Origin of the sequence: Streptomyces sp. NPDC008086, from assembly GCF_042957325.1 — a bacterium.
Taxonomy (GTDB): domain Bacteria; phylum Actinomycetota; class Actinomycetes; order Streptomycetales; family Streptomycetaceae; genus Streptomyces.
This window is the reverse complement of sequence record NZ_JBIBIA010000003.1, coordinates 203,652-220,804: the sequence shown is the minus strand read 5'-3', so window position 1 is coordinate 220,804 and position 17,153 is coordinate 203,652. Positions and strand designations below refer to the sequence as shown.

At 72.5% G+C, this 17,153-nt stretch carries 14 protein-coding genes and 1 pseudogene; 10 read left to right on the top strand and 5 right to left on the bottom strand.

Translation table 11 applies throughout. From position 1 onward, the window contains the following. The first annotated feature begins 81 nt into the window (after positions 1-81). The 8 genes from ACFZBP_RS11230 to ACFZBP_RS11195 all read left to right on the top strand — a co-directional run bounded on the left by ACFZBP_RS11230 (position 82) and on the right by ACFZBP_RS11195 (position 9,444). Positions 82-2,208, top strand: coding sequence for a hypothetical protein (locus ACFZBP_RS11230; RefSeq protein ID WP_391411982.1), 2,127 nt, complete (start codon positions 82-84; stop codon positions 2,206-2,208). Positions 2,209-2,256: 48 nt separating this feature from the next. Next, positions 2,257-3,783 (top strand): GT4 family glycosyltransferase PelF, encoded by a 1,527-nt coding sequence (gene pelF / locus ACFZBP_RS11225; RefSeq protein ID WP_383443646.1) that lies wholly within the window; start codon positions 2,257-2,259, stop codon positions 3,781-3,783. Then, positions 3,780-5,195: a hypothetical protein gene (locus ACFZBP_RS11220; RefSeq protein WP_391411979.1), complete on the top strand. Its 1,416-nt coding sequence runs from the start codon at positions 3,780-3,782 to the stop codon at positions 5,193-5,195. Before pelF ends, ACFZBP_RS11220 begins: the two co-directional genes overlap by 4 nt. 95 nt (positions 5,196-5,290) lie before the next feature. Then, entirely contained in the window at positions 5,291-6,292 is a 1,002-nt protein-coding gene (locus ACFZBP_RS11215) for a GDP-mannose 4,6-dehydratase (protein ID WP_383443652.1), read from the top strand. 31 nt (positions 6,293-6,323) lie between these two features. After that, the gene (locus ACFZBP_RS11210) at positions 6,324-7,037 is read left to right on the top strand and encodes a nucleotidyltransferase family protein (protein ID WP_062720295.1); all 714 of its coding nucleotides are present in this window, start codon (positions 6,324-6,326) and stop codon (positions 7,035-7,037) included. Positions 7,038-7,043: 6 nt separating this feature from the next. Beyond that, a complete protein-coding gene (locus ACFZBP_RS11205) occupies positions 7,044-7,982 on the top strand; it encodes an NAD-dependent epimerase/dehydratase family protein (RefSeq protein ID WP_391411976.1) in 939 nt (312 codons plus the stop codon). Next, entirely contained in the window at positions 7,979-8,641 is a 663-nt protein-coding gene (locus ACFZBP_RS11200; protein ID WP_383443659.1) for a spherulation-specific family 4 protein, read from the top strand. The genes ACFZBP_RS11205 and ACFZBP_RS11200 overlap by 4 nt, the downstream gene beginning before the upstream one ends. Further along, entirely contained in the window at positions 8,638-9,444 is an 807-nt protein-coding gene (locus ACFZBP_RS11195; protein WP_383443662.1) for an endo alpha-1,4 polygalactosaminidase, read from the top strand. The genes ACFZBP_RS11200 and ACFZBP_RS11195 overlap by 4 nt, the downstream gene beginning before the upstream one ends. A gap of 12 nt (positions 9,445-9,456) precedes the next feature. Here the strand turns inward: ACFZBP_RS11195 and ACFZBP_RS11190 are convergent, their stop codons facing one another. The 3 genes and pseudogenes from ACFZBP_RS11190 to ACFZBP_RS11180 all read right to left on the bottom strand — a co-directional run. After that, entirely contained in the window at positions 9,457-10,260 is an 804-nt protein-coding gene (locus ACFZBP_RS11190; RefSeq protein ID WP_391411973.1) for a TipAS antibiotic-recognition domain-containing protein, read from the bottom strand. Continuing rightward, positions 10,253-10,789: a VOC family protein gene (locus ACFZBP_RS11185; RefSeq protein WP_391411970.1), complete on the bottom strand. Its 537-nt coding sequence runs from the start codon at positions 10,787-10,789 to the stop codon at positions 10,253-10,255. The genes ACFZBP_RS11190 and ACFZBP_RS11185 overlap by 8 nt, the downstream gene beginning before the upstream one ends. 55 nt (positions 10,790-10,844) lie before the next feature. After that, positions 10,845-11,679: pseudogene (locus tag ACFZBP_RS11180) on the bottom strand (non-ribosomal peptide synthetase); the annotation flags it as partial. Positions 11,680-11,685: 6 nt separating this feature from the next. Here ACFZBP_RS11180 and ACFZBP_RS11175 point away from each other — a divergent pair. Continuing rightward, a complete protein-coding gene (locus ACFZBP_RS11175; RefSeq protein WP_391411968.1) occupies positions 11,686-12,132 on the top strand; it encodes an aminotransferase class III-fold pyridoxal phosphate-dependent enzyme in 447 nt (148 codons plus the stop codon). 120 nt (positions 12,133-12,252) lie between these two features. Here ACFZBP_RS11175 and ACFZBP_RS11170 read toward each other — a convergent pair whose 3' ends face one another. Then, positions 12,253-13,083 (bottom strand): phosphotransferase, encoded by an 831-nt coding sequence (locus ACFZBP_RS11170; protein ID WP_391411965.1) that lies wholly within the window; start codon positions 13,081-13,083, stop codon positions 12,253-12,255. Between the two features lie 90 nt (positions 13,084-13,173). Then, the gene (locus tag ACFZBP_RS11165) at positions 13,174-15,882 is read right to left on the bottom strand and encodes a SpoIIE family protein phosphatase (protein ID WP_391411963.1); all 2,709 of its coding nucleotides are present in this window, start codon (positions 15,880-15,882) and stop codon (positions 13,174-13,176) included. Between the two features lie 127 nt (positions 15,883-16,009). On the opposite strand from ACFZBP_RS11165, the gene ACFZBP_RS11160 reads away from it, so the two are divergent. Next, positions 16,010-17,131, top strand: a complete 1,122-nt coding sequence (locus ACFZBP_RS11160; protein ID WP_391411961.1) for a SpoIIE family protein phosphatase — start codon at positions 16,010-16,012, stop codon at positions 17,129-17,131. The last annotated feature ends 22 nt before the right edge of the window (positions 17,132-17,153 follow it).

Below are 17,153 nucleotides of genomic sequence, written 5' to 3'. Positions count from 1 at the left end.
GGGGGAGCCGGCGTCACTCGCGGGGGTGCGTCCGCTCTGCGGAGCAGTACTCACCCCTGCCCTGGGAGGGGACAGCACCGCATGAAGCGGACCTTAGGCACCACCTTGCTCACGACGGGAGCGCTCATAGCGGCGCTCGGCGCACCGGCCGCACACGCGGCGGCCCCGCCGCCGCCCCGCATCGACCTGCGGGTGCTCGTCGTCAGCGACGGCGGCCCGGCCACCGACGCCATCGCCGCCGAACTGGACACCGCGGGAACGCCGTACACGGAGATCGACCTCACTCGGTCCGACCGCCCGGTCATCGACGCCGGCTACCTCGCGGACACCGTGGACGGCCGGGACCGCGCCAAGTTCCAGGCCGTCGTGCTGCCCAACGACAACCCGTTCCCCACGAACTCGCCGGAGATGGCCGCCCTCGCGGCATACGAGCAGGCCTACGACATCCCGCAGGTCGACGCCTACACCTACGCCCGCCCCGAGACCGGCCTGCAGTACCCGGTGTACGGCGGCTACTCGGGCAGCGTCGACGGAGTGCGGGCCCAGGTGACGGACGCCGGGCGGGCGGGGGCGTTCGGCTACCTCGACGGACCGGTGCCCTTCGAGGACAACTCCCCGACCGTCGGCGAGAGTTACGCCTATCTGTCGACGCCCATGGCCGGCGCCGACTTCACCCCGTACGTGCAGGCGCCGATCCCGGGCACCGCCAAGCAGGGCTCGCTGGTGGGGGAGTACCGGCACGACGGCCGGCGGGAACTCGTCGTCACCTTCGTCTACAACGAGTACCAGCAGCAGTTCCGGCTGCTCGCCCGCGGCATCGTCGAGTGGATGACCGGCGGGGTGCACCTGGGCGCCTCCCGCAACTACTTCGCCGTCCACGTCGACGACGTCTTCGCGGCCGACGACCGCTGGAACTCCACGCTCAACTGCACACCCGGCGACGTGGACTGCACCGACCCGAACGCCACGCCCGACCCGATCAGGATGACGCCCGCCGACGTCGACCACGCCGTCACCTGGCAGCGCGAGCGCGGCTTCACCCTCGACCTCGCCTACAACGGCGCCGGCAGCGTCGACCACCGGGAGGACAACGGTGGAGCCGACCCGCTGGCCGACCGGCTCGTCGCCGAACGCGCCGAGTTCCGCTGGATCAACCACACCTACACGCACGCCTTCCTCGGCTGCGAACAGGACACCTCGGTCGTGCCCTGGAGGTGCGCCACCAACGCCGACGGCAGCACCCAATGGGTCAGCCGCGCCGCCGTCGCCGACGAGATCGCCCACAACAGCGTCTGGGGCCGGTCGGCCGGACTCCCGCTGGACGACGACGAGTTGGTGACCGGCGAGCACTCCGGGCTCAAGGTGCTGCCGCAGCAGCCGGCCGACAACCCCAACCTGGCGCTCGCCCTCGCCGACAACGGCACCGCCTGGCTCGCCTCGGACAACTCCCGCGAACCCGGCCAGCGGCAGGTCGGCCCCGCCACGACCGTGCCCCGCTACCCGATGAACATCTTCTACAACGCCGGCCGCGCGGCCGAGCAGGTCGACGAGTACAACTGGATCTACACCAGCCGCGCCCAGGGCGGCAGCGGCATCTGCGAGGACAACCCGGCCACCACGACCTGCCTGCCCGAGCCGCTCGACACCGCGACCGGCTACGACCGGCACATCGTGCCCCTGGAACGGCAGATCGCCCTCGGCCACGTCCTCGGCAACGACCCCAAACCGCACTTCATCCACCAGTCCAACCTCGCCGAGGACCGCATCGCCTACCCGGTCCTGGACGGCGTCCTCGACACCTACGGCACGCTGTTCGCGCAGAACACACCGCTGGTCAACCTGAGAATGAAGGACACCGGCAACGAGCTGAAGCGGCGCGCCTCGTGGCGGACCGCGGTGGCCGACGGCCAGGTCACCGCCTACCGGATCGGCGACACCGTCACCGTCGAGAGCCCCGCCGGCGTCGACGTCCCCGCCACGATGCCCGAGGGCACCACACGGGACGGCGCCGCCTTCGGCGAGGCGTACGCCGGCGAACGGTCCGCGTGGACCGCGGCGACCGCCACGCCGCTCACCCTCACCCTGCCGCAGTCCGCGGCCCCCTCCACGGTCACCGGCACGGACGCCACCGCGCCGGTCACCGCCCCGGCACCGGACGCCCGCGTGCCCGAGGGCGTGGCCGAGCCCGTCTCTCCCACGGGGAGCTGACCGGCGCGACCGGCACCCCTGCCCACACCTCGGCCGTGGAGCACATCCATGCACGTTCACCACGGCGCGCGACCCAACGACACCGCGCGCGTCACCCTGCTCACCGAAGGCACCTACCCGCACAGCCATGGCGGTGTGAGCGTCTGGTGCGACCAGCTCGTCACCGGCATGCCCGACATCGAGTTCGACGTCATCGCCGTCACCGGCACCGGACGGGAGCCGATCGTGTGGGACCTGCCCGACCATGTCAGCGGCGTCCTGTCCGTCCCCATGTGGGGCGCCGCACCCGAGGGCCGCCCGCCCCGCGGCCGGTCCCGCAGGCGGCTCACCGACGCCTACGAGCGGTTCCTGACCGCGCTCGTCGACCCCGGCGCCGAGCACGGCTTCGCACCCGCGCTGCACACCCTGGCGCGGGCCGGGGCAGGCGGCGAACTCAGCGCGTTCCTCAGGGGCGACACCGCGATCCGCATCCTGACCGCCGTATGGACGCGTCCCGGGCTGGCCGTGCGCGAGGCGCGGCCCACCCTGCACGACGCGCTCACCGCCACCGCCCTGCTCGAACACGCGCTGCGCCCGCTGGCCGCCCCGCCCCCGCAGCACGGCGTCGCCCACGCCGTCAGCGGAGGCGTCGCCGTCCTGCCGGGGCTGGCCGCACGCGAACGGCACGGGGTTCCGCTGCTGCTCACCGAACACGGCGTCTACCTGCGCGAGCGCTATCTCGGCTATCGCACGGCGCCGTACCGCTGGCCGGTGAAGGCGGTGATCCTGGGCTTCTTCCGGCTGCTGGCGGAGGAGAGCTACCGCCAGGCGGCGCTGATCACCCCGGGCAACCGCTACAACCGGCTGTGGGAGGAACAGGGCGGCGCCGACCCCGAGTCGATCCGCACCGTCTACAACGGCGTCGACCCCGCCGCCTTCCCACCGGCCGGACCGGAGCCGGAGAGCCTCACCCTGAGCTGGGCCGGCCGGGTCGACCCGATCAAGGACCTGGAGACCCTGATCCGCGCCTTCGCACTCGTCCGGGACCGGCTGCCGGACGTACGCCTGCGATTGTTCGGCGGCACACCCCGGGGCGGCGAGACGTACCGGGAACGCTGCGAGGCCCTCGCCGCCGAGCTGGGGCACGGCGACGCGGTGACCTTCGAGGGCCGCGTCGACGACATCAAGGACGCCTACGCCGCCGGGAACGTGGTGATGCTGTCCAGCATCAGCGAGGGCTTCCCGTTCACGCTGATCGAGGCCATGTCGTGCGGCCGGGCGACCGTCTCCACCGACGTCGGCGGCGTCCGCGAGGCCGTCGGCGACACCGGGCTCGTGGTGCCGCCGCGCGACCCTGCCGCAATGGCCGCCGCCGCGCTGGAGCTCCTGGGCGATCCCGTCCGGCGCCGGGCGATGGGCGAGGCGGCCCGGCTGCGGGTCATCGAACAGTTCACCCTGCGCCAGACCATCGACACCTTCCGTGCCATCTACCACGAACTGGCCGCAGGAAAGGCGCAGTCGCCCGCCAGAGTCGTGCTGCCCGCGCCGGCGGTCACCGGCCCGGCGGTCACCGGCACGGGGAGTCTGACCGGATGAGCGGTCCCATATCCCTCGAACCCGGCGACGCGGGACAGGACACCCTCGCCCTGCGGCTGGCCGCACCCCGCCCGCCGCGCCGCCGCCCGCGCTGGGCCCTGGACGACGCCACGCTCGCGATCCGGCTGCCCGGACCCGGCCCCGACGAGGAGGCGGTCAGCACACTCGCCGCCGAACTCGCCGACGCCATCGGACCCGCCGTCCACCCCTACGAGGTGGCGGCCCTGCTGGAGGCCGAGGGCCTGTCCGCCACGGTGATCAAGGAGCGGTACGGCCACCCGAACCTCTTCTCCCTGGCGACCGCGCTGTACCAGCGGGTGCCCCGGACGTTCCCGGAGCCGCCCCGCCCGGCCGACCCGTGGCGCCCGGACACCTTGCGCTGCCTCCTGCGCGGCGTGCTGTTCGCGCTGCCGGCCCTGGCCTACCTGCTCACCGCGCCGCTGTGGGCCGTCGACCGGCACGCCCCCGTGCTGATCGTGGCGGGCATCGCCTCCTGGGCCTGGGGACAGGCACTGGGCCACCGCGCCCATCTGCGCCTGGTGACCGGACGCCGGGAGGCATCCGGCACGCTGCTGACCGGGTCCCTGCTGGGCGCCGCCGCGGCCACGGCACTCGCGGCGCTCCCCGGGGCCGGCGCCCTGGCTCTCGCCGTGGCGGCCGCCCAGTCGCTGTACCTGGCCGGCGCGAGCGTACTGCTCGTCCTGGCCCGGGAGCGGCTGCTGCTGGCCGCGCTCAGCCCGCTCATCGCGGGCGCCGCGGTACTGCCGTGGTGGGAGCCCGGACCCGAACTGCGGGTCGGACTGCCGCTGTTGGCGCTGCTGGCCACGCTGGGGGCCGCCGGTCGGGTCCTGTGGGCGGGGCGCGCCGGCCCGGCCAGCGCCGACGCCGTACGGCCGCCGCTTCGCGCGTCCGTGCCGTACGGACTGTTCGGGCTCGCCGCCGCCGTGCTCGTCATGCTGGAGGGCCGACGGCAGCCGTACGCGGTGATCGCCCTGACGCTCAGCATGGGCCCGGCCGAGTGGCTGCTGTACCGCTACCGCGGCTGGTCGGTCGCCGCGCTGCGGGTGAGCGCGACTCCCGCCGGATTCCTGCTGCGTTCGACCGCCGTCCTCGGCCTGTGCCTGACCGGCTATCTGTCACTGCTGCTGCCCGCGGCACTGCTCACCGGCTCCGACCCGGTCACCCTGCTCCTGCTCGCGGCCGCCTTGTGGACCGCCCTGCTGCTGCAGGCGTTCGGGGTGGCCTGGCCGCCGGCCGTGCTCTGCCTGGCCGCGGCCGGCCCGGCCGGGGCGGTGCTCCTGCTGGACCTGCCGCCAGGACCGCCCGTACTGCCCTGGGCCTGCGGCGTGGCCGCCGTCTGTCTCGCGGTCTGCGCGACACGCCTGCTCGGCCGGCCGTCCCCGCACTCCTGACCACGCGAACGAACCGCACGACCCCATCGGACCGCAGACCCGCGCCCGTCCGCGCCGGGTCCCCCGTCCGACGACCACGACGAAGGGACCAAGAGTTGACCTCCGCACCGCTCGCCGCCGTCACCGGAGCCGAAGGCTTCATCGGCTCGCACCTCACCGAGGCGCTCGTCGCCTCCGGCCACCGCGTCAGGGCCATGGCCCAGTACAACTCCTTCTCCTCCTACGGCTGGCTGGAGACGCTGCCCGCCGACGTCCTGGACCAGGTGGAGATCGTCCTCGGCGACGTACGCGACCCCGGCTCGGTGCGCGGCCTGCTCGACGGCGCCGACTGCGCCTACCACCTGGCCGCGCTCATCGCGATCCCGTACTCCTACCAGGCCCCGCACAGCTACGTGGACACCAACGTCACCGGCACGCTCAACGTGCTGGAGGCGGTGCGCGCGCTGGGGACCCCGCGGCTGGTGCACACCTCCACCAGCGAGACGTACGGCACCGCGCGGACCGTGCCGATCACCGAGGACCACCCCATCAACACCCAGTCGCCGTACGCCGCTTCGAAGGCCGGCGGCGACCGGCTCGCCGACAGCTACCACGCCAGCTTCGGCACCCCCGTCGTGACGCTGCGGCCGTTCAACACCTTCGGCCCGCGCCAGTCGATGCGCGCCGTCATCCCCACCGTCATCGGCCAGGTGGCGGCCGGACAGCGCACCATCACCCTCGGCGACCTGCGGCCCACCCGGGACTTCACCTTCGTCGAGGACACCGCGCAGGCCTTCCTCGCGGTCGGCACGGCCGAGGCGGAGCGGGTCGTGGGCCGCACCTTCAACGCCGGGACCGGCGGGGAGATCTCCGTCGGCGACCTGGTCGCGCTGATCGGCAAGGTGATGGACGCCCCGCTCGACGTCCAGGAGGACTCCGCGCGGCTGCGGCCCGCCGCCTCCGAGGTGATGCGGCTCGTCGCCGACGCGACCCGGCTGACCACGGCGACCGGCTGGCGACCCGCGAGCACCCTGGAGGAAGGACTCGCGCGCACCGCCCGGTGGTTCACCGACCCGGCCAACCTGGCCCGCTACAAGACCGGCATCTACAACATCTGACCCGACCGGCACGTATCGCAGGAGGTACGCCATGCACGCAGTGATCCTGGCCGGTGGAAAGGGCGTCCGGCTACGGCCGTACACCACCGCGCTGCCCAAGCCGCTCGTCCCCATCGGCGACCAGCACGCGATCCTGGAGATCGTGCTGCGCCAGCTGTCCACGGCCGGCTTCACCCACTGCACCATCGCCATCGGCCACCTGGGCGAGATCATCCGCGCCTACGTGGGCGACGGCACCCAGTGGGGCCTGAAGGTCGACTACGCCACCGAGGAGAGCCCGCTCGGCACCATGGGCCCGCTGCTCACCCTGCGCGACCGGCTGCCCGAACACTTCCTCGTCATGAACGGCGACGTCCTCACCGACCTGGACTACGCCGACGTCCTGCGCACCCACCAGGCGTCGGGCACGCCCCTGACCATCGCCACCTACGCCCGCAAGGTCCACATCGACTTCGGCGTGCTGACCACCGACGCCAGCCGCGTGGTCGCCTTCACCGAGAAGCCCAGCATCGACTACCGGGTGTCCATGGGCGTCTACGGTGTCTCCCGCACCACCCTCGACGACTACACGCCCGGGCTGCCGCTCGGCTTCGACGAACTGGTGATGGACCTGCTCGCCGCCGAACGCCCCCCGCACGCCTACGAGTTCGACGGCTACTGGCTCGACATCGGCCGCCCCGACGACTACGACCGGGCCAACGCCGAGTTCACCAGCCGCAAGTCGCTGCTGCTCAAGGGGGCCTGAGCGGCCATGCGCATCCTCGTACTCGGCGCCACCGGCTACCTGGGCACGCACGTCGCCGAGCAGCTGCGTGTCCGGCCGGACGCGCGGGTCCTCGTCGGCGGCCGCTCGCCCGCCGCCGACGTCACCGTGGACCTCGCCGCCGACCGCCCGCAGGACCTGGCGGAGGCCCTGGCCGAGGCCGCGCCCGACGCCGTCGTCAACTGCGCGGGCGCGACCGGCGGCGACGCCGCCACCCTCGCGGAGGTGAACGCCCGCGGCCCCGCCGTGCTGTGCGCCGCCCTGCGGAAGGCGGCGCCCGGGGCCCGCCTGGTCCATCTGGGCTCGGCCGCCGAGTACGGGCCCACCGAACCCGGAGTACGGGTGACGGAGTCGGCGCCGACCCGGCCGGCCGGCCCGTACGGCGCGACCAAGCTGGCGGGCACGGTGGCGGTGACCGCGTCCGGGCTGGACGCGGTGGTGCTGCGGGTGGGGAACCCGGTCGGCCCGGGCGCCCCGCCCACCGGGCTGCCCGGCCGGGTCGCCGCACTGCTCGCCGCCTCGTTCGGGGACGACGGCGACGACCCGGAGGCGGTCCTGCGCCTCGGTGACCTGTCAGCGCGCCGCGACTTCGTGGACGTACGCGACGTGGCCCGGGCGGCCCGGCTCGCGGTGACCGCCGAGGGGCCGCTGCCGTCCGTGCTCAACGTCGGCGGCGGGGAGGCCCGTCCGGTGCGGGAGCTGGTGCGGGCGCTGGCGGACGCGGCCGGGTTCCGGGGCCGGATCGTCGAGGAGGAGGACGGCGGATCCGCCCGGTCCGCGCAGGTGTCGTGGCAGTGCTCGGACATCACGGCGGCCGGCGACGCCCTCGGCTGGAAGCCCGCCCACCCCCTCGACGCGTCCGTGGCGGCCCTGTGGGCGGCCACCGGCCGACGGGCCGGTCCCGCCGCGGGGGTGGCGGCGCGGTGAGCCTGCTGATCCCGCTGTACGTGCACCCGGCCGAGGACCCGGCCGCCTGGCACCGGCTCATCACCTGCGCCGCACGCACCTACGCCGTCGTGCTGAACCCCGCGAACGGACCCGGCCGCGCCCCGGATCCGGCGTTCGTCGCGGCGGCGGAGGCGCTGCGTACGGCGGGAGCCCGGCTGCTCGGCTACCTGGACACGGACTACGGCGCCCGCGACCCCGACGACATCACCGCCGATCTGCGCCGGCACCAGGAGTGGTACGCCGTCGACGGCTGCTTCCTGGACCAGGTGCCGGCGGCGCCGCACGGACTGCCGGACTGCCGTCGACTGGTCCGCTCCGCGCGTCGGCTCGGCGCCTCGACCGTCGTCCTCAACCCGGGTGTCCATCCCGCGCCGGGATACGCCCGGCTCGCCGACCTGACGGTCACCTTCGAGGGCCCCTGGTCCCAGTACGTCTCGGACTTCAGCCGCCCCTCCTGGACCGCCCGACTGCCAGCCGAGCGACTGTGCCACCTGGTCTACGGCGTGCCCGAACCGCTCGTTCCGCTCGCCCTGCGGACCGCGAAGGAGAGAGGTGCGGGCGTGTGCGGACCGGTGACGGGCGAACCCCCGAACCCCTGGTCCCGACTGACGCCCGCACTGGCGGAGGCGGACCGGTGAGGCGGGCGGTGTCGGCCGCCGTCGTGGCCGCCCTGATCACCTTGGCGGGGTGCTCCGGCGGCCAGGCTCCCACCCCGGCCAACCCCACGGCCCCCGCCCCCGACGCGCGGTGGCAGCCGCGCCCCGGGCTGGCCTGGCAGTGGCAGCTCGACGGCAAGGTCGACCCGTCCGTCGACGTACCCGTCTACGACATCGACGGTTTCGAGAACACCGCCGACGACGTGGCACGTCTGCACCGCGACGGCCGCAAGGTCATCTGCTACGTCAACGTCGGCGCCTGGGAGGACTTCCGCCCCGACCGACGCGCCTTCCCGCGCTCCATCCTCGGCAAGCCCAACGGCTGGCACGGCGAACGCTGGCTGGACATCCGCCGGCTCGCGCTGCTGCGCCCGCTGATGGAGCGCCGGTTCGACATGTGCCGGGACAAGGGCTTTGACGCGGTGGAACCGGACCTGGTCGAGGGCTACGGCAACGACACCGGCTTCCCGCTCACGGCACGCGACCAGCTCCGCTACAACCGCATGATCGCCGCCATCGCCCACGAGCGCGGCCTCGCCGTCGGCCTCAAGAACGACCTGGCCCAGATCCCGCACCTGCTCGACGACTTCGACTTCGCGGTCAACGAGGAGTGCGCCCAGTACGACGAGTGCGCGCTGCTCGAACCCTTCATCTCGGCGGGCAAGGCCGTCTTCCACGTGGAGTACGCCGAGCCCACGGCCCGGTTCTGCCCGACGGCCCGCAAACTCCGCCTGTCGTCGATGCGGAAGAAGCCGGAACTGGACACCTGGCGCCGGCCGTGCTGAGGAGCGGCCCCGTCACTGCCAGGTCGCGGTGTCGGGGTCGATGCCGTGGGCGCGCGCACTGGCGTCGACGATGCGACGGAACCATGAGGCGAGACCGGGACGGATGCCGTCGTAGTGGGCGGCGAACCCCGGATCGGCCTCGTACATCCGGCCGAGACAGACCTGCATCCGCCGGCTGAGGGGAAAGTACGAGGCGAACACCTCACGGTGCCGCTCGACGAGTTGATCGGCCTGCGGGCTACCAGGTGCGACGCCGGCATCCATCGCGTCCCCCAGGGCACGGTCGAGGGCGGCCACGGCGTCGGCGACGGCCTGCCATTCCTCCGGGCCGCGAGCGGCCGAGAGTTCGGCGTACTGCTGCCATTGCCTGGTGTCCCCGTACTGCTTACGGGCCTCGGCGGGAGAGTCCGGGTCCCACTGGGGGCCGAAGATCGCGGCCTGCTGCTCGGCGGTCAGCAGCAGGCCGCGCTCGTGGGCCTCGATCATCCGGTCCAGACCGGCGCCGAGCTGCTGGAGGCGCTCGATCCGTTCGGTGACCTGGGCGCGCTGCGCGCGCAGCGCACCGGTCACGTCCGCGGTCGAGTCGTCCAGGATGGCCCCGATCCTGTCCAGGCCGAGGCCGATCTCGCGGTAGACGACGATGCGGTGCAGACGTTCCAGATCACCGGTGGTGTAGAGCCGGTATCCGGCAGCCGTGCGCAGCGACGGCCGCGCCAGACCGATCTCGTCCCAGTGGTGCAGCGCGCGGACCGTCACGCCCAGACGCGCCGAGACCTGACCGACGGTCAGGCCGTCGGTGTCGGTGACATCAGACATGATCCTCATTCTCGCCGCCCCCGGCACCCGGCGGGGTGATCCCCACGGCCGCGAGATCCCTGGCCTCCTGACTGGCGGGATCGAAGGGCTTCGCCGCGGTGAAGACGATCCGCGCGTTCTCGGGGGTGATCACCTCCACGTCACGGGTGGTCCAGGGTGTGTCCCGGGGGCCGTCGACCGAGCCCGGCCGCACCGCGCGACAGGCCTCGACGACGGAGTCGACCTCGCTCAGCACGCACGCGAAGCTGAGGCTCAGCGCCGGTGCCTGCTCCGGAACGGTCTCCGCCCTGACGAGGAGCACGTCCTGGAACGCCCACCGGCGCAGATGCACCACCCTGCCGGGGATGGCGAACAGCTCGAAGAACCCGAGCCCCCGAGTCCAGAAGTCCACCGACGCGGCCAGATCGGTCGTGGGGACGGTCGCGAACGCCGGCATTCCGTAGATGCCGCGGAACGGCTCCGGCGGGACCGCGTCCGGACCGGGGGTGGGCACGGGGCTCATCTCGAACGCGTTGTAGTAGTCGCTCATGGACGCCACGATTCAGCCTCACGCAGGGTGAGGGTCAAGTCGTAGGGCGGCGACCTCAGGAACCACCCCCGGCCTGCGCCGCGGTGAGGCTCCTGACCGTCGCGCGGATCGTCGGATGCCGGTACAGCTCCCGCAGCCGCAGCGACGGCAGGCCACGGGCGCGCAGGGCGGCGCCGATGCGGACGGCGAAGAGGGAGTTGCCGCCCAGGTCGAAGAAGTCGTCGTCCACGTCGACCGGCCGGCCGAGCACCTCGCTCCAGATCGCCCGCAGTTGGCCGGTGAGATCGTCGTCGGCCGGGACGGGCTCGGTCTCCCGGGCCGGCGCGGCGGGGGCGGGCAGGCGGGCCGTGTCGAGCTTGCCGTTGGCCGTGAGCGGGAGGGTGTCCAGGGCGGTCACCGTGGCGGGGAGCATGTAGTCGGGCAGGATGTCCGCGGCCCGCCTGCGGACGGCGGCGGGGTCGCCGGAGGCGAGGACCACGTAGGCGTCGATCCTGGCGGTGGCGGCGTCGGCCGGGTCGTCGCGGCGGACCACCACGGCCGCCGTCCGTACGTCCGGGTCCTCCAGCAGCACCGAGCGGATCTCGTCCAGCTCGATCCGGAAGCCGCGGATCTTGACCTGGCTGTCGATCCGGCCGAGGTGTTCGAGACGGCCGTCCGGGCGCAGCCGCCCCCAGGTCGCCGCTGCGGTACAGGGTGCCGCCGGTGAAGAGGTCGGGGACGAAGCGCCGGGCGGTCAGTTCCTCCTGGCCGAGGTAGCCGAGCGCGACCCCGGCGCCACCGACGCAGATCTCGCCCGCCACGCCGGGCGGCAGCGGCCGTCCGGCCGGGTCGGTCACGTACAGGTGCCAGCCGGGCAGGGCACGCCCGACGGAGCGGGTGGCGGCGAGGGCCTGCCCATGGCGGCCCTGCTGATCCGGCCCGACCTCGACCACTGGGCTCCCGGCGAGCACAACGGCACCTTCCGCGGCCACAACCTCGCCTTCGTCGCGGGTTCAGCCGCCCTGGACCACTGGACGGACCCGCACTTCACCCACCACACCACCGAACTCACCACCGCCATCCGCACCAGCCTCATGGCCATCACCGAAGCCCTCCCCGCGGGCGCGGCCCACGTCGTCGGCAAGGGCGCGATGAGCGGCCTCCGCTTCTCCACCCCCGCCGCCGCCGAGCACGCCCGGCAGACCTTGTTCCGCGCCGGCGTCATCGCCGAGACCTCGGGCCTGGGTCACGTGCTGAAACTCCTGCCACCCCTGACGATGTCCCTCACCGACTGGAAAGAGGTCGCGGACGTCGTCGGCGACAGCATCCTCGCCTCGGCATCGGAGGCGGGCCTGCCTGCCTGAACCACAAAGGGGCCTGACGAACCACAAAGGGGCCTGATGCGGCCTGCCCGGGGACGGCGGTGTCGGGCCCCTTCGTGGTTCATCATTTGTGTTCCTCGTACGCTGTCCGGCTTCTTTCGATCAGCCATGGAGCGCTGCCCGGATCCGGCGGAGCCATTGCGCGCCCAGGCGGCGCCCGTTCGGGAGTTGGTCGTCCCGGTCCCAGCGCCACGTGGTGATCATCGCCAGGACGAGGAGCCGGCAGTCGCGCAGCAGATCCTGGTCGACGCCCGGATAGTGCGCGCCGATTTCCTCGGGCGCGTGGGCGAGGTCGAATTCGACGGGCCCACGGCAGCACGTCTCGAGGTCGATGAACAGCGGCCCGTTCTTCGTGCTGATCAGATTGCCCGGGTGCGGCTCGCCGTGCAGCAGTTGCTCGGCGTCGCCACGCTCGCCGATGGCTCGCTTCAGGCCGCGTAACGCGTCGTCGAGCAGTTCCCGGTCCGCGTCGCCGAGCGCCGGAGTCTGCTCGCGGTTGGCCACCAACTGCTGGGCCTGCTCGACGCGATCCGTGAAGTGCGGTGCCGGGACGTGGAGTTCGCGCATGCCGACATGTAACTGCCCGAGCGCGTCGGCGTAGTCGGCTGGTGCGATCTCTCCAGGTGGCACGGGCTCGTAGTAGGTCCACAGTGTGACCACGAACCCGTCCCGCTCATGAACACGTGGCTCCACCCGAGGATCGAGAGCGGCCACCGGGCACCCGGATGCGATCAGCCGTTGAGCGAGGTCGACCTCGAACTGTGCGACCTGGTTCCCGACGGGCGCCACCCGGGCCAGGACGTCGCATGGCAGCAGACGCAGAGTGAGTTTGTTCGAGTCGTGCAGCACGATCGCGTCGTCGACCACCAGGCCGACCGACGACGCGGCCGACATGGCCGCGGCCACCGCCCGCGGCACCTCTGACACCTGCATAGTGCCGGGCCCCTCTCCCCTGAGCGCTGCCACAACTCACCCGCGGTGCACCCTGGGTACCGTATCCGAGTGGTTCATGGCGGGGCTCGCTCATTCCTGGTCCGCCGTGGGCACGGACTCCTGAAGCGGCTCGGGAAGGACCTGTTCCGCCCAGATGACCTTGCCCTGGGGGGTGTAGCGGGTGCCCCAGCGCTCGGCCATCTGTGAGACCAGGAACAGGCCTCGGCCGCCCTCGTCCGTCGTCGCGGCGTACCGCAGATGGGGGGAGGTGCTGCTGCCGTCGGCGACCTCGCAGATCAGGGCGCGGTCGCGGATCAGCCGCACGTGGATCGGGGCGGTGCCGTAGCGGATGGCGTTGGTGATGAGTTCGCTGAGGATGAGCTCCATGGTGAAGCCGAACTCCTCGAGGCCCCACGCTTCGAGACGTTGGGACACGGCGTCGCGCATGCCCGAGACGGCGGCAGGGTCCGGCGGTACGTCCCATTCGGCGATCCGGTCCGCAGGCAGCCCCCGTGTGCGGGCGACGAGGAGGGCGACGTCGTCCTTGGGACGCCGGGGGAGCAGGCTGTCCAGTACGTGCCGGCAGGTGTCCTCGGGCGGCCGGCCGGGATGGCCGGTGAGCGCCTCGCGCAGCAGCTCCATTCCCACGTCGAGGTCGCGCCTGCGGTCCTCGATGAGACCGTCGGTGTACAGCACGAGCTGGGTTCCCTCCGCGAGGCACACCTCCGCGGTCTGGAACGGCATGCCGCCCAGACCCAGCGGCGGGCCCGCCGGCACGTCCGGGAAGGTGACGGTTCCGTCGGGCCGGACCAGCGCGGGCGCCAGATGCCCGGCTCGGGCGACGACGTAGTGGCGCGTCACGGGATCGTAGATCCCGTACAGGCAGGTGGCGCCCACGACCCCCGCCGCGCTTTCCGCCGCCTCCTTCTGGTCGATGCTCCCGACCAGGTCGTCCAGATGGCTCAGCAGTTCGTCGGGCGGCAGGTCGAGGGCGGAGAAGTTGTGCACCGCGGTCCGCAGCCGCCCCATCGTGGCGGCGGCATGCAGGCCGTGGCCGACCACATCGCCGACGGCCAGCGCCACCCGGCTCCCCGGCAGCGGGATCACGTCGAACCAGTCCCCGCCCACACCCGACTGGGCGGGCAGGTACCGGTAGGCGATGTCGAGGGCGTTCTGCGCCGGCATGGCCTGCGGCAGCAGGCTGCGCTGGAGGGTGACCGCCAGGGTGTGCTCTCGGGTGTAGCGGCGGGCGTTGTCGATGCTGATCGCGGCCCGGGCCACCAGTTCCTCCGCCAGCGACACGTCCTCCTCGTTGAAAAGCTCGTGCGGTCGGGCGCGCCAGAAGTTGGCCATGCCCAGCACGACGCCCCGGGCCTGGATCGGGGCGGTGATCAGCGAATGGATGCCGTAGTCGATGATCGCCTTGGCGCGCTCCGGGTCCTGCACACGCCAGCTCGTGGCGGTCGGCAGGTCGCTCACCAGCTGGGATCTGCCGCTGCCGTAGCCGCGTGCCTGGGGCGTGGAGGGCAGATAGTCGAAGAGCCGGCCCTGTGCGGAGAGCGGATGGTCGTCGCGGATGCCGTACACGGCCGCGCGGCGCATGTCCGTCGCCGTGGGGGCCGGCTCCTCGCCGTGCAGGACGGCGTCGGCCAGGTCCACGGTGACGAAGTCCGCGAAGCGGGGCACGGGGACCTGCGCCAGCTCGCCGGCGGTGCGCAGCACGTCCAGGGTGGTACCGATGCGGAGCCCGGCGTCGTACAGCAGTCTGAGCCGCTCCCGTGCCACCTCCGCCCTGCCGGTCACCGCCTGGAGCTCGGTGGAGTCGCGCAGCGTCACCACCGTTCCCCTGGGGTCGCCCTCGCGGTCCGTGGGCCGCTGGTTGATCGCGAGCAACCGCTCTCCCGCGAGATGCACCTCGTCGGTGGCCTCGCGCCCGGAGACCAGCAGCTCCTTCGTGCCGGGATCGAGGCCCGGCAGCTCCGAGGCGAGCCGCCCCTCGACGTCCGGGGGCAGCTCCAGCAGCCGTCTGGCCTCGTCGTTCGCCAGGATCAGCCGCCCGTCGGAAGCCACGATGAGCACCCCTTCGCGGACGGAGTGGAGCACCGTGTCGTGGTGCTCGTACATCAGGCTCATCTCGGCCGGGGCCAGGCTGTGCGTCTGCCGGCGCAGCCGCCTGCCGACCAGGGCCGTCACTCCGGTGGACAGCACCAGCGCTCCGGCCCCGGCGCCCAGGATGATCGGCAGTTGCCGGGCCAGCTGACTCTCGACGTTCTTGACCTTCATCCCGGCCGAGACGAGTCCCACCACCTCGCTGTCGGCGTTCTCGATCGGGACCGTGGCCTGCACCTCGCGACCGAGTGGGCCGTTGACGCTCTCCACGTAGGTCCTGCCCTCCAGGGATGGCCCGATCTCGCCCACGAACCGTTTGCCGATCCGGTCCGGCAAGGGGTGGGTGTACCGGATGCCCTCGGTGTCCATGACGACGATGAAGTCGACGCCGGCGGCCTTGCGTGCCTCCTCTGTGAGCGGTTGGAGGACCTTGCTCGGATCCGGGGCCTGCAGCGCCGCGAGGACGCCCGGTGCGTGTGCGAAGGTCTGCGCCACGGCCGTGGAGCGGCGCCTGGCCTCGGCGTTGGTGTCCCGCTCCGACTGGAGGATGAGAGCGAAGACGCCACAGGCGACGAGCAGCACGACCAGGGCCACCTGGAAGATCAACACCTGCCCGGCCACGCTTCGCATGCCCTTGCTGATCAGGCGTTTCACCGAGAGGTGCGGAAAATGGGCGAAACGGTTCGCCATGCGACCTTTTTAACACCGGTGATCCCAAGTGGCCAGGCCCGCGGCCTCGACCTCGGCTCCGGCGGAGCGGTGCGCGATTTCCCCGCGCCCTATGTCTGCTTAGGTAGATATGATGCATTTTGTGATCATGCCTGGGCGGCTGTGGCGCCGTCGTCCTGCCTATGGCGGCCGATGGGACGCCGCCCGGCTGGCGCCCGTGGTCCTGACCGTCCTCATCGTCGGCGTGGCGGCCTCGACCCCCAGGGAGATCGCCTTCAGCCGCCTTCTGCCCGCCGCGCCCGCCCTCGCGGCCGCGATGTGGCCGGTGCTCCCCACGATCCTGCTGGGGGCGTTCTGCTTCGTGTTCATGATCGTCCTGAGTCTCTTCCACACCGATCTCGGGACCCAGTACACGTCCGCGGCGATCATCGCGGTCACCTTGGCGGCCGCGTACGGCAGCCATGTCCGCCTTCAGCGCGAGGAGATCCTCTTCCAGGTCCGGCTCGTCGCCGACGCGGCCCAGAAGGTGCTGCTGCGCCCGCTGCCGCGCCGCATCCAGGACGTCGAGATCGAGTCGCTGTATCTGGCGGCCCAGGAACAGGCACGGATCGGCGGCGACTTCTACGAGGCGATCGGCACACCGCACGGGGTCCGGCTGCTCATAGGCGACGTACGCGGCAAAGGCCTGTCCGCGGTCGGGGCCGCCTCAGCGGTGATCAGCTGCTTCAGGGAGGCCGCGTACGACGAACCCGACCTGCAGGGCATCATCCATCGCCTGGAGACCACGATCACGCGCCACAGCGACGCGTTCCCCATCCAGGACCAGCCCGAGCACTTCGCCACCGCCCTCCTCGCCGAGATCCCGCACGGCGGCGGCCAGATACGACTCCTCAACTGCGGGCACCCCCCGCCACTGATCGCCCACTGCGGGAAGGTCCGCCTCCTCGAACCCAGCATTCCCTCCCCGCCCCTCAACCTCGCCGCACTCATCGGTGACCGCTACTGGGTCGACCTGGTCTCCTTCACCCCGGGTGACCAGCTCCTGCTCTACACCGACGGCGTCTCGGAGACCCGCGACCACTCCGGCCGGTTCTTCCCCCTGTCCGACTGGATGCGCCGGCAGGACGTGGAACAGCCCCGCGAACTCCTCGACCGCCTGCACCGGGACCTCCTCCAGCACAGCGGCGGAAGACTCTACGACGACATCGCCGCGCTCGCGCTGAGGTGCTCGGCGGTGCCGGACCGGCGAGCGGTGGGGGCCGAGGGCTGAGATCTCGTGCCACGGGTCTCGC

Coding starts and splice junctions, on each gene's coding strand:
- ACFZBP_RS11190 (WP_391411973.1), bottom strand. CDS start 10,260: ATGTCTGATGTCACCGACACCGACGGCCTGACCGTCGGTCAGGTCTCG.
- ACFZBP_RS11185 (WP_391411970.1), bottom strand. CDS start 10,789: ATGAGCGACTACTACAACGCGTTCGAGATGAGCCCCGTGCCCACCCCC.
- ACFZBP_RS11205 (WP_391411976.1), top strand. CDS start 7,044: ATGCGCATCCTCGTACTCGGCGCCACCGGCTACCTGGGCACGCACGTC.
- ACFZBP_RS11170 (WP_391411965.1), bottom strand. CDS start 13,083: ATGCAGGTGTCAGAGGTGCCGCGGGCGGTGGCCGCGGCCATGTCGGCC.
- pelF (WP_383443646.1), top strand. CDS start 2,257: ATGCACGTTCACCACGGCGCGCGACCCAACGACACCGCGCGCGTCACC.
- ACFZBP_RS11230 (WP_391411982.1), top strand. CDS start 82: ATGAAGCGGACCTTAGGCACCACCTTGCTCACGACGGGAGCGCTCATA.
- ACFZBP_RS11175 (WP_391411968.1), top strand. CDS start 11,686: ATGGCGGCCCTGCTGATCCGGCCCGACCTCGACCACTGGGCTCCCGGC.
- ACFZBP_RS11160 (WP_391411961.1), top strand. CDS start 16,010: ATGCCTGGGCGGCTGTGGCGCCGTCGTCCTGCCTATGGCGGCCGATGG.
- ACFZBP_RS11210 (WP_062720295.1), top strand. CDS start 6,324: ATGCACGCAGTGATCCTGGCCGGTGGAAAGGGCGTCCGGCTACGGCCG.
- ACFZBP_RS11165 (WP_391411963.1), bottom strand. CDS start 15,882: ATGGCGAACCGTTTCGCCCATTTTCCGCACCTCTCGGTGAAACGCCTG.
- ACFZBP_RS11220 (WP_391411979.1), top strand. CDS start 3,780: ATGAGCGGTCCCATATCCCTCGAACCCGGCGACGCGGGACAGGACACC.